The sequence below is a fragment of the Pseudomonas sp. SCA2728.1_7 genome (assembly GCF_018138145.1).
Classification (GTDB): domain Bacteria; phylum Pseudomonadota; class Gammaproteobacteria; order Pseudomonadales; family Pseudomonadaceae; genus Aquipseudomonas; species Aquipseudomonas koreensis_A.
The window spans coordinates 3,751,913-3,764,778 of the sequence record NZ_CP073104.1; the positions used below are offsets into that span (position 1 = coordinate 3,751,913).

Consider the following 12,866-nt stretch of genomic DNA (forward strand, 5'->3'; position numbering starts at 1 on the left):
GCCAACCAGAAGCTTAGAAGAGAAAACCCTCATCTGGTTCCGTGGAGGAACGGCTATTTATTAGCCCACCCGTCTGGCATTTGCCGGTAAATCAGACACTTTGTAGGGCTATTGAGCATTTCGTCGCCTTTCACCAAAGACGCCTAATCTTTGGCGCGCCGCGGTCGAAATAAGAGCAGCGCAAAGCCCCCGAGTGTGGCAAATTGCCGCCCTTTCTTGACCAGCCCCTTCGCGGTAGTTCATTCGATGACCAGAAACATGAAATTCAGCCACAAGATCTTGTTGGCTGCCGCCCTTGTGGTGGCCGTTGCGTTCGCCTGTTTCATTTTCTTCAACGACTATCGACAGCGCGAAGCCCTGAGCACGAGCACCGAAGCCTCGATGCAGGAACTGGGCAGCCTGACCACCAGCAACATCCAGACCTGGCTGGAAAGCCGCATTCAGTTGCTGCAATCGCTCTCTCAGCAAGTCGCGGTCGACGGCAACGCCCCCGCCAGCCTGAAACGCATCATCGACCTGCCCGCCTATACCGGTAATTTCCAGCTCAGCTATTTCGGCGGAGCTGACGGCGTGATGTTCTCGGTACCGGCCGGCAACCGCGCGCCGGACTACGATCCACGTGCACGCGGCTGGTACAAAGCAGCGAACAGCGCGCAGCAGACCATCGTCACCGAACCGTACATCGCCGCCTCCTCGGGCAAACTGGTGATCACCGTTGCCACCCCGGTACAGCGTCAGGGCCAGATGCTCGGCGTCGCCGGTGCCGACATCGACCTGACCAGCGTCAGCGCGATCATCAACTCGCTGAACTTCGGCGGCCATGGCCACGCGTTCATCGTCAGCAGCGAAGGCAAGATCCTGATCCACCCGGACAGCAAACTGGTGCTCAAGACCCTCGCCGAGGCCTACCCCAACGGTGCGCCGAAAGTCAGTCCGGGCCTGAAAGAAGTCGAGTTCGACGGCAAGACCCAACTGATCTCCTTCACCCACATCAACGGCGTGCCGTCGGCCGACTGGTACGTAGCGCTGGTGCTGGATAAAGACACCGCATTCGCCATGCTCAGCGAATTCCGCACCTCAGCGCTGATCGCCATGGTCATTGCCGTGGTGATCATCATCGCCCTGCTCGGCATGCTCATCCGTGTGTTGATGCAGCCGCTGCTGACCATGGGCCGCGCCATGCACGACATCGCTGAAGGTGAAGGCGACCTGACCAAACGCTTGGTGATTCACGGCAACGACGAGTTCGGCGCACTGGGCACTTCGTTCAACCGTTTTGTTGAGCGCATCCACACCTCGATCCGCGAAGTATCCTCGGCCACCGGCCAGGTCAACGAAGTCGCCCTGCGCGTGGTCGCGGCGTCAAACTCGTCGATGTACAACTCCGATCAGCAAGCCTCGCGCACCAACAGCGTGGCCGCGGCGATCAACCAACTCGGCGCCGCCGCACAGGAAATCGCCCAGAACGCCGCCCTCGCGTCGCAGCATTCCAGCGACGCGCGCAGCCTCGCGGTCGACGGTCAGCAGGTTGTGGATAAAACCATCCACGCGATGCAGCAGTTGTCGGCGAAGATCAGTGATTCGTGCGGCAACATCGAAACCTTGAACAGCAACACGGTGAACATCGGTCAGATTCTTGAAGTGATCACCAGCATTTCCCAGCAGACCAACTTGCTCGCACTCAACGCCGCGATCGAAGCGGCGCGTGCCGGTGAAGCCGGTCGTGGTTTCGCCGTGGTTGCCGATGAAGTGCGCAACCTCGCCCACCGCACTCAGGATTCGGCGCAGCAGGTGCAGAAGATGATCGAAGAGCTGCAGGTCGGTGCGCGTCAGGCGGTGAGCATCATGACCGAGAGCCAGCGCGAGAGCGAAAGCAGCGTCGGCATCGCCAATCAGGCCGGCGAGCGGTTGGGCAGCGTGACCCAGCGCATCGGTGAGATCGACGGGATGAACCAGTCGGTGGCCACGGCGACCGAAGAGCAGACGGCGGTGGTTGAGTCGATCAACGTGGATATCAATGAGATCAACACGCTGAATCAGGAAGGTGTGGAGAACTTGCAGGCGACGTTGCGGGCGTGTTCGGATCTGGAGCAGCAGGCGGCGCGGTTGAAGCAATTGGTGGGTAGTTTCAGGATTTAAAGATCAAGATCTTTACCCCCTCACCCCAACCCTCTCCCCCAAGGGGGCGAGGGGGAAAGGGAGCCGATCTTCATGCTGTTCAAACCTGAGTTCGACTCGATATTTCAGGTCGATGTATCAAGCCCAGACACCTCGGTCAGTCCCCTCTCCCCCTGGGAGAGGGCTAGGGTGAGGGTAAGCCCTTAAAACCGCGACCCCGGCTCAGAAAGAAACACCAACTCCTCAGCCGTAGACTCCCGCCCCAACACCGCATTGCGATGCGGAAACCGGCCAAACCGCGCAATCACTTTCTGATGTCGCTCGGCATAATCCAGATTGTCGGCAAACACCGCCCGCTCCGACTCTGGCTGCTCAACCACCAACTCAATAAATCTGGAAACGGCCTCGTTCTGCACCGCGAGGTTTTCGCAGTGTTCGAACACCAGATAAATGAACACTCGCTGGATCGGTTTCAACTGCCGATCGAAATCCGCCGCAATGCCTTGGGCGACGAGTTTCTGCGCGCGCAGATCACCGGAAAACGCTTTGGGAGTATCGCGAAAGATCATTCGCGGCAGTTGATCGAGCAGTAGCACTACCGCCAGCCAACCTTCGGGACGTTGCGTCCACGCGGTCAATTCGCCGGCCAGGGCCTGATCGACAAAGACCCCGAAACGCTCACGCGCTTCGAGGTCTTGGCTGTCTCGCTTACCGAACCACAACTTGCCCTTGTCAGCCGATATCTCGTCGGGGGACTCGGCTTGTCCGAACCACCAATCGAGCAACGGCTGCCAGGGCGCGGTCATGGTTTATTCCTTGTGGTAGGCCGTAGCGCGTGCGACTTCTTCTTTCGAGCCGAGGAACACCGCTACACGCTGGTGCAGGCCTTCAGGCTGGATGTCGAGAATGCGCTGGTGACCGTCGGTGGACGCGCCGCCCGCTTGTTCCACCAGGAACGACATCGGGTTGGCTTCGTACATCAGACGCAGTTTGCCTGGCTTGGAAGGCTCACGGCTGTCGCGCGGGTACATGAACAGACCGCCACGGGTCAGGATGCGGTGTACGTCGGCAACCATCGCCGCGACCCAACGCATGTTGTAGTTCTTTTTCAGCGGACCTTCTTCACCGGCCAGCAGCTCGCCCACGTAGCGTTGTACCGGGGCTTCCCAGTGACGCTGGTTGGACATGTTGATGGCGAATTCCTGGGTCGATTCAGGAATGGTGATGTCTTCGTGAGTCAGCACGAAGCTGCCCATTTCGCGGTCGAGGGTGAAACCTTTCACGCCGTCGCCCAAGGTCAGTACCAGCATGGTCTGCGGGCCGTAGATCGCGTAACCGGCGGCAACCTGCTGAGTGCCTGGCTGCAGGAACGCTTTCTCGTTCAGCGGCTCGTTCTGGCTCAGGTATTCGTTCGGGCAACGCAGTACCGAGAAGATAGTGCCGACCGGGGCGTTGATGTCGATGTTCGACGAGCCGTCCAGTGGGTCGAATACCAGCAGGTACGCGCCTTTCGGGTATTTGCCCGGGATCTGGTAGGCATTGTCCATTTCTTCGGACGCCATGCCGGCCAGGTGACCGCCCCATTCGTTGGCTTCGAGCAGGATTTCGTTGGAGATCACGTCGAGCTTCTTCTGCACTTCGCCTTGGACGTTTTCAGTGCCCATGCTGCCCAGAACACCACCCAGGGCGCCTTTGGACACGGCGTGGCTGATTTCTTTGCAAGCACGCGCCACCACTTCGATCAGGAAACGCAGATCGGCAGGAGTGTTATTGCTGCGGGTCTGCTCAATCAAATAGCGACTCAGGGTAACGCGGGACATGGACGGCTCCGGTGGAATGGGGGGCTAAAAACCCGCGCAGTTTACAGGGAGTCTGAAAACGTAGCGAGCGAAGACGCCCGGTAACGTGCGTTGGGGTGTAATTGCCTGCATGAGACGTGAATGTGGGTGGAGAGTTCAGGTAGCGGGTTTAGCGTAGACCGGTTCGGGACGGGTGGTGGCTAAGTGAAGCGGCAGTTTGAGTATTTTTATTGGCTGGTAGGCCGCTATCGCGAGCAGGCTCACTCCTACAGTTGATTGCATTTCTCCAGATGGAATGCGATCAACTGTAGGAGTGAGCCTGCTCACGATCGGGTGCGCAGCACCCGCCCTTTCAGGATTTAGCGGGAGGCTTGCGCAACAAGCTAAACGCCATCGCCCCAAGGAACACCACACTGAGCAACAATACCGCCCACAACCCGATCTTCTTCCAATTGGTCTCAGCCACCGCCGCCGTGGTCGCCGTCGAAGTCTGCGTAACCACCGCCTCACCCTGCACCGACGCCTTGCCCAACGCCGCCAGTTTCTCCGGTTTGAAATCCGGAATCAGCGTCGCCAACGGCAGATTCGCTGTCTTCACACTCGGGTTGCCCAACGCCAGACTGTACGGCCCCTCCCCGCGCGCAAGGAAAATCACTTGGGTCGCCCGCACCGCATATTTCACGCTTGGCGCCTGCTCGCCCAGACCACCGCCACGCTCATCCACCGTCAGCTTCAACTGCTGCACAGTCTGCCCGTAGAGCTGCAATTCGTTCTGCACCACGTCCTGACCATTCTGGGTCAGGCGATAGAGCAAACCGCTGCTCAGCGCCTGCCACGGCAAGCTGCTCTCACGTCGGCCCGCCAATGTCACCGGTGCCAGACTGTTCGGTTGTTTGATTTCGACCTGCACCCGCTCGACATTCAGCCCCATCGGCAATTGCCAGGTGTACTCCCCGGCCTTGGCGCTGCTGCCGGCCAACTCTTGCGACCAGACCAACGGCAGCGGAACATTGCGCGGATCACTGCTTTTCAATTGGGCCGCCGTCAGGATCGGCGCCGAGTTCGGCGACTCCCACAGCAACCGCACGTAGCGCGCCGATTGTCCCGGCAACGTCACCTCGTGCTGCTCGATGCGCTCATCGGAAAAGGTCAGCCGTGCCACCTGCCCTTCGCCCCACGGCTGCCAGTGCTGCAAGTCATCGCTGGCCTCGATACTGAAACGCTGAAAGCCGTCGCGCTCGCTGGTCCAATCGAGGATCAACTGCTGCAATGGCGCCTTGATCGCGCTCGCATCCAACAACCAGCCGCGCAGAACCTCTTCACCCGCCTCCAACTGGCTGGACGGCTGCACCTCGACCAGCGTGCCGTTGGTGGTCGATTGCACGCGCACGTTCGGCGCGCGTTCACTGGCGTCGGCGGCGTTGTACAGCGGGAACCACTTCACCTCGTGCAACTGACCGTCGTCGCGGGTCTGTGCCGATTCGCGTGCCAAGGCGTAAGCCTGCGCTTCGCCGGCGGCGTTGAACACACGCAGATCACTGAGATCGGTCTGGCGCGCCTGCAATTGCACGCTCAGCGGCAATTCGAGGCGGTACCACGGACCGTTGCCGCTGACCGACAACGGCACCTGCGTGGCAAAGTCCGCCGGTTTGTCCTGTGCGCCGGCCACCATCACCACGCCCAACGCCAACCAACCCAGATTTCGCATGCGACTCAAGATGAAACTCCTTCGGTGTCCGGGGCCGGTTTGTCCGCCGCCGGCTCAGCTTCAACGCGTTTGGGCGGCAGCGGCGCGAAATAGCCGACCACCAGCAGCAACACGCCAACGCCGATAAACGAGACGATCCGGGCGAGGCCACCACGGTTGCTCAGTTCGACAAAAATCAGTTTGGCCACCACCAGCGCAATCAGCGCCGCGCCGATCAGCCAGACCTCGCGGCGATGGCGCAGATGCCCGCCGATCATCAGCCCGAGCGCCATCAGCGTCCAGACGATCGACAAGCCAGCCTGCACCAGCATCGAGGCGAGCAGCGTATCCAGCTCGAACGGGATCCCGGCCCAATGGTGCGCTGCGCGGGTGACCAGCGCAGTGCAGAAGGCGAACAGCGATATCCCGGCGATCAGCTGTGTGCCGTAATCGGCGTAGTCCTGACGGATCGACAACTGCGAAATCGCACTGCGCGACCACACATAGACGCCGAACAATGCGAACAGCAGGCCCAGCTCCAGCGGATTCAAGAGGGGCACGTACGGCAACGGTTCGGCATTGCCATCACTGACACCATTCGCCAGCCAGAACCACGCCAGCATCAACACCGCCAACGGCGCAGCGGCATATAAGCGGTATTCGCGGGCAAACGTGGCGACCGGCCATGGCCAAGTGCGCGGTGCCGCTGCCAGCAACAGATAAACGCTCGGCAGAATCGCCCAGCCCAGCCAGCGCCAGGCGTTGTATTGCTCGGACAACAGCAGCAGACCGTAGCGCAACTCCAGCGCCAGCACGCCGATCAGCAGCCAGCAGCCGAGCACATGCGCCGTGCTCAAGACGCGCGCCGGCAGCATCGGCGCCAAACGTCGCAGGCTGAAGAAATGCACGGCGAACACGGCTGCCCACGCCAGCCAACCGAAATCGGCCGCCGGGTGATAACGCGAGTGCCACGCGGCGATCAGGACAAGTCCGGCAGCCGGAATCAGCAAAGTGCAGAGCAAGCCCAGCGCCGGCCATTTCAAACGTAGCGACAACACAGTCCACAACGCCACGCTGACGGCGGCGACCAACAGCAATAAGGTGCCTTGCAGAGTCGGCGATGCAAAGCGCAGCACCTCGCTGACCCACGCCAACGCCCACCAACCGGCGCCCCACACCAGCAACACTTCTGACAAACGCTGCAAACTCAACGCATCGAATGCCGAGGCATGATTGCCCAGTTGCAGGCGCCACGCACCGATCATCGCCGCCAGCCCCAACACCAGCGGCGTCCAGAATCCGCCATGGGCGAAAGGCTTCAGACCTTCGCTGGACAGCGGCCCAAGCAACTCGGGGCCGGCCAGCAAAAACGCCGCGCCACCAATCACCTGCAATAGCAGACCGAAAACAAAGCTCACGCGCTGCTTGAGGTACAGGCTCAGCCAGATGATCAGCAAACCACTCGCCGCCCACACCGCACTCGCGGTTTGCCACGGCAGCACAAACAGCACCGCCAGATTGATCAGCACCAGACCGGCCAACAACACCACCGACAAACCGCGCAGCAGACGCACATCGCCACGCACCATCTCGTCGCGAGCCGCCAACAGCATGCCGGCGATCAACGTCAGACCGATCAACGCCGCACTGAGCAAACCGCTCCAGCCAGCGCTGAACACTGCGGCGGAATCTTCCCCTGCACCTTGCAGACGTAGCAGGAACAAAGCGCCGCCGAGCAGCTGCACGGCAAATGCGCTGAACAGGAACGTACGCGATTGAATCCGCAGACCGACAAACAGAGTCGCCAGCCCGGCCAGCGCCCAACTGATTGCCGTGGCCTGAACGAAGAAAAATAGCGGTGCCAGCAGATAGAGGAAGGTCAGGCCCAGAGACGCCAACACCGGCAGACCTTGTCGCTCCCAAGGCGATGCCTGTTCCGGCGCGGCCTTGCGCAATTGATCGAAACTGAACAGCAGGGCAATACCCAGCATCAGCGCGCCCAGCGGAGCACCGTCGAGCAGACTGCTCTCGCCAACCCGCAACTGACTGAGGAACGCCAGCGCGGAACCGAGTTGTAGCAGCAAGGCAAAGGCCCGGGCGAACGGCCGATGCTGACGCAACCCCAGCCAGAAAATCCCCGCACCTTCCACCGCCCACGCCGCCGACGTCCAGCGCGCATCCAGTCCCAGCGGAATCGCCAGGCTGGCAAAAATCACCCCGAGCGCCAGACAGGTTTCGCCCAGCAACATCGCGCGCCCGCCCATCAACACCTTGGCCAGCGCCATGTAAATCATGCCGAGTGCCAGCGCGCTGAACGCGGCGGCAAACTCCAGATGCTGGACCAGCGCAAACTGCAAACCGAAGCCAATGATCGGCGGGCCGAACAGCATCGTCCCATCGACGTAATCGCCCTTGCGCGCTGACCAGTGCAGCAAGGCATCACGGTCGCTGTCTGCCGGCGCATCAGACATATCGAGCAATTTGCGCCGGGCAAACAGCAGGCCGATAGCGAGGTACATCAGGAAGAACAGAATCAGGAACGGCTCGGTGCTCCACAACAGCTCCGGCGCATACGAACGCAGGCCCCAGGCGAAACCGATGCCGAAGGTGCCGACGAAGCCAATCAGGTTGAGCAGGCGCCAGGCCTTGAACCAGGCGATGGCGAGAATGCCGGCGTTGAGCAGCGCGAAATAGCTGAACAGCGCGACATGGTTACCGGCGCCGGTCGAGGTCAGGATCGGCGCGGCGAAACCGCCCAATGCCGCTGCAGCCGCCAGCCCTAAAGCATCCTGAGTGATGGCGAGGATCGCCGAGAAAACGGTGACCGCCACCAGCAGGCCGAGCGCGGCCGATGGATCAAGCAACGGGTGCAGACGCATCGCCGCAAACACCGTCAGGTACAACACCGCGATCCCGGTGCCTTGCAGCATCAACGCGTAATTGCTGTTGCGCCGACGCAGCCACCAACCCAGCGCGAGCAGGCCCAACGCGGCCGCCGCGACACCGGCGTAACGCAATTCGATCGGCACGACCATGCCTTCGGTGGCATAGCGCAACAGGAACGCCAAGCCGAAAAACAACAACACCACGCCGACACGCAGCACGGTGTTGCCGCCGAACAACCAGTTGCGCGCAGCACTGATGCCGCGTTCGATCAGGTTCGAGCCACGGGGTTCGGCGGGTTTTGATGGTTCGGGCGTGACGGCGTCGAGGCGCCAGACATCAGCGGGCAGCGGTTGACTGGTTTCACTGGCGACGGCGGAAATCGGTTCGAGTTCGGGCGGCAGTTCCCAGACCAGTTCGGGGGCCGGGGCTTCTTCGGCGGCTTTGATAGATTCGACGACAGGCTCGGTAACCGGCGCCGAACTCGGTGGTGACGCGGCACGAACCGGCGCGCCTTCCAGCAGAAACAGCCGCTGCTCAACGCCCTGTAACGCGACTTTCGCCTGTTCAAGTTGCTGCTGTTGCTCAGCCGCTTGCGAGCCAAGCCGAGCGATGCGGATCGCCTGCCCGATTGCCAGCCCCAGCAACGCGCCCAACAGCGCATCACTGAACGACTCGTCGAGCAGCCAGCCGAGCACCAGCCCGATCAACATGAACATCCATTGCATGGTCGATATCCCTAAGCAGCCCCAAGACGGGGCGAGTCCGGCGATTGCTTCAGTCTAGGCACAAACCCTGTGGGAGCGAGCCTGCTCGCGAAAGCGGTTTGTCAGCCAACATTTCTGTTTAACAAGACAACCGCTTCGCGAGCAGGCTCGCTCCCACATTGGATTGGTGGTGACTGGAGCTACCGGTAACCGGCGCTCAGTATATCGATCCGGCCCAACAAACGTTGGGCCTTACGCACATTTGTGGCGGAAAATTACTCCAACGCTTTCCAGATATCCGTGGCGTACTCACGAATCGTCCGGTCAGACGAGAACCAGCCCATCCGCGCCGTGTTAAGCACTGCCGAACGCCACCAGTTGTTGGAATCATGCCAGTGCGCTTCAACACGCTTCTGCGCTTCCCAGTAGGAGTCGAAATCGGCGCAGACCAGGAAGCGGTCGTAATCCACCAGCGAATCGATCAGCCCGGTATAACGCGAGGTGTCATCCGGCGAGAACACCCCGCTGCGAATCGCTTGCAGCACATCGTTCAAACGATGCGACGCGGCGATGTCCGGCAACGCGCTGAACTCGTGGTTCTGTTTGCGCGCTTCCACCTGCTGGGCGCTGAGACCGAAGATAAACATGTGCTCGGCCCCGATGCGTTCGCACATTTCCACGTTGGCGCCGTCCAGTGTGCCAATGGTCAGCGCGCCGTTGAGGCCGAACTTCATGTTACTGGTGCCCGAGGCTTCGAAGCCGGCAGTGGAAATCTGCTCGGACAAGTCCGCCGCCGGAATGATGCTCTCCGCGAGGCTGACGTTGTAGTTGGGCAGGAACACCACTTTCAGCAGGCCGCGCACGGTCGGGTCGTTGTTCACCACCCGGGCGATGTCGTTGGTCAGCTTGATGATCAGTTTGGCCTGGTGATAACTCGCCGCCGCTTTACCGGCGAAGATCTTCACCCGTGGCACCCAGTCGACTTCCGGTTCGGCGCGAATCGCCTGATACAGCGCCACGGTGTGCATCAGGTTGAGCAACTGGCGTTTGTATTCGTGGATCCGTTTGACCTGCACATCAAACATAGCCGCCGGGTTGACCGCGATGCCCAGCCGTTCGTGAATCAGATAGGCCAGCGCTTTTTTGCTGTGCAGCCGTTGTTCGGCAAAAGCTTTGCGGAATGCGGTTTTTTCGGCGAACGGCTCGAGATCGAGCAGACGCTCTTCGGGGTTATCCAATAGATCCGGGCCGAGCGCGTCGACCAGCATCGAAGTCAGTTCGGAGTTGGCCTGATACAGCCAGCGGCGGAAGGTAATGCCGTTGGTTTTGTTGTTGATCCGCTCCGGGTAGAGCTTGTGCAGTTCGGCGAACACGGTTTTGCGCATCAACTGCGTGTGCAGTCCGGATACGCCATTGACGCTGTGCGAACCGAGGAACGCGAGGTTGCCCATGCGCACGCGGCGACCGTTGTCTTCTTCGATCAGCGACACCGCACGCAGCACGTCGAAATCGTGAATGCCTTTGGCCCGCAGCGAATCAATGTGCTGAGCGTTGATCAGGTAAATGATCTGCATGTGTCGCGGCAGCATGCGTTCCATCAAACCCACCGGCCAGGTCTCCAGCGCTTCTGGCAGCAGCGTGTGGTTGGTGTATGACAGCGTGTCGACGGTGACTTGCCACGCCGCATCCCACGCCACATCGTAGACGTCGACCAATTGCCGCATCAGTTCAGCGACGGCAATCGAAGGGTGGGTGTCGTTGAGCTGGATGGCTGCGTGATCGCCAAGGGTCAGCACCGAGGTGTGCATGTTGCGATGGCGGCGCAGCAGATCCTGCAGCGAGGCGGCGACGAAGAAGTATTCCTGACGCAGGCGCAGCTCTTGCCCTGCTTCGGTGCTGTCCGCCGGGTAAAGCACGCGGGAGATGCTTTCGGCGCGGGCCACTTCGGCGACGGCGCCCAAGTGGTCACCGGCGTTGAAGCGCTCTAGGTGCAAATCTTCCATGGCGCGAGCACGCCACAGGCGCAAGGTGTTGACGCTCGCCCCGCGCCAGCCGACCACCGGTGTGTCGTAAGCAATCGCGCGGACGGTCTCTGCCGGCGACCAGACTTGTTTGGACTTGCCGGAAACGTCGGTGACGGTTTCAACGCTGCCGCCGAAGCCGATGGAGTAGACGACTTCCGGCCGTTCAAACTCCCACGGGTTGCCGAAATCCAGCCAGTGCTCGGTCTGCTCCTGCTGCCAGCCATCGACAATGGCCTGGCGGAACAAACCGTGCTCATAGCGGATGCCGTATCCGTGTCCAGCGATGCCGAGGGTCGACATGCTTTCCATGAAGCATGCGGCCAGACGACCGAGGCCGCCGTTGCCAAGCGCAGCATCGGGCTCCAGTAAACGAATACGCTCCAGGTCGACACCGAGTTCGGTCAACGCTTCACGGGCGACGTCGAGCAGACCGAGGTTGCTGAGGCTGTCGTAGAGCAAACGGCCGATGAGGAATTCCAGCGAAAGGTAATACACCCGCTTCTGGCCTTTACGGTAGATCTGCCGGGTGTGGTCCATCCAGTGTTCGACCATGTGATCACGCGCAGCCAAAGCGATGGCTTCGAACCAGTCATGGTCGAAGGCGTGATCGGGGTCTTTGCCCACCGCATAGGTGAGTTTGGTCAGGACGGCGTCGCGGAATGCGGCCACCTCTGCTTCGCGAACTAGTGGTTCTTGAGTCATCGATAGGACCTCGAGCGAGCGGGGAATTGTCTGAGCCTAGACGGTCTGACCGACGGTAGCGGCTCTGGTTCGGCAGTTTTTCCCGAGACTGTGAGATAGCCCGGCATTACCTTGGCGAGTGAGCTAATGAATGCAGGGGCCGTGCCGAATTGCCCGGCAATGTGCCTGCACGCAGAAAAAATCTGGCGAAAGGTTGTTCAAAAATCCACCAGTCCCGGTATGATCGCGCGCCCTGATGCATACACACCTGGTAACTCCCGATGATGAAGCCCAACCTGATTGCCGCCGCCGAGATCGATCGTCTCGATACGTGGGCGAAATACTCAGCCCCGATGTGCGGTTCCTGCGTGTCCAGCTGCTGCACGCTGCCGGTTGAGGTGAAGATCAAGGATCTGGTGCGTATCGGCGTGGTCGACGAGTTCGAACTGGGCGATCCGCCAAAGAACATCGCCAAGCGTTTGCAGAAGGAAGGTCTGGTTGAACGCTTCAATCAGAAGTCCGGCATCTTCACCCTGCAGCGCATGAGCAACAACGATTGCTACTACCTGGATCGTAAGAGCCGCCTGTGCACCATTTATGACAAGCGCCCGGATACCTGCCGCAATCACCCGAAGATCGGCCCGCGTCCGGGGTATTGCGCCTACAAGCCGAAGGAAGTGGTGCGCGAGCAGAATTTCCGTGCGATTGAGAAATTTTAAACGCTTACCCTCACCCCAGCCCTCTCCCGGAGGGAGAGGGAGCCGACCGAGGTGCCTGGCGCCATACATCGACCTGAAACACCCAGTCGATTATGGATTCGGTACAGCCCCACCAAATCGATTATGGATTCAGCAGAATTCTTTCAAGTCGATGCATCTCATGAATATCCCCCATTCGGTCCCCTCTCCCTCTGGGAGAGGGCTAGGGTGAGGGGCTTTTGATCTTCAAGGCCCAATCTGCACATCCC

At 60.6% G+C, this 12,866-nt stretch carries 7 protein-coding genes; 2 read left to right on the top strand and 5 right to left on the bottom strand.

From position 1 onward, the window contains the following. Positions 1-246 precede the first annotated feature (246 nt). Positions 247-2,139: a methyl-accepting chemotaxis protein gene (locus KBP52_RS16680; protein WP_212620579.1), complete on the top strand. Its 1,893-nt coding sequence runs from the start codon at positions 247-249 to the stop codon at positions 2,137-2,139. A gap of 182 nt (positions 2,140-2,321) precedes the next feature. Here KBP52_RS16680 and KBP52_RS16685 read toward each other — a convergent pair whose 3' ends face one another. The 5 genes from KBP52_RS16685 to KBP52_RS16705 form a co-directional block, all read right to left on the bottom strand. Further along, on the bottom strand, positions 2,322-2,924 hold the full coding sequence (locus tag KBP52_RS16685; protein ID WP_212620580.1) for a DUF924 family protein: 603 nt from the start codon (positions 2,922-2,924) through the stop codon (positions 2,322-2,324). Between the two features lie 3 nt (positions 2,925-2,927). Continuing rightward, complete coding sequence (locus tag KBP52_RS16690; protein ID WP_007909265.1) at positions 2,928-3,938, bottom strand: class 1 fructose-bisphosphatase; 1,011 nt, start codon at positions 3,936-3,938, stop codon at positions 2,928-2,930. A gap of 331 nt (positions 3,939-4,269) precedes the next feature. Then, positions 4,270-5,634, bottom strand: coding sequence for a DUF3999 domain-containing protein (locus KBP52_RS16695; protein ID WP_212620581.1), 1,365 nt, complete (start codon positions 5,632-5,634; stop codon positions 4,270-4,272). Further along, positions 5,631-9,215 carry a DUF2339 domain-containing protein gene (locus tag KBP52_RS16700; protein WP_212620582.1) on the bottom strand — a complete coding sequence of 1,195 codons (3,585 nt, stop codon included), beginning with the start codon at positions 9,213-9,215 and terminating at the stop codon, positions 5,631-5,633. The genes KBP52_RS16695 and KBP52_RS16700 overlap by 4 nt, the downstream gene beginning before the upstream one ends. Positions 9,216-9,469: 254 nt before the next feature. Continuing rightward, complete coding sequence (locus KBP52_RS16705) at positions 9,470-11,920, bottom strand: glycogen/starch/alpha-glucan phosphorylase (protein WP_034153001.1); 2,451 nt, start codon at positions 11,918-11,920, stop codon at positions 9,470-9,472. Positions 11,921-12,180: 260 nt separating this feature from the next. Here KBP52_RS16705 and KBP52_RS16710 point away from each other — a divergent pair, with 260 nt between their 5' ends. Next, entirely contained in the window at positions 12,181-12,618 is a 438-nt protein-coding gene (locus tag KBP52_RS16710) for a YkgJ family cysteine cluster protein (protein WP_038359983.1), read from the top strand. Positions 12,619-12,866: the final 248 nt, after the last annotated feature.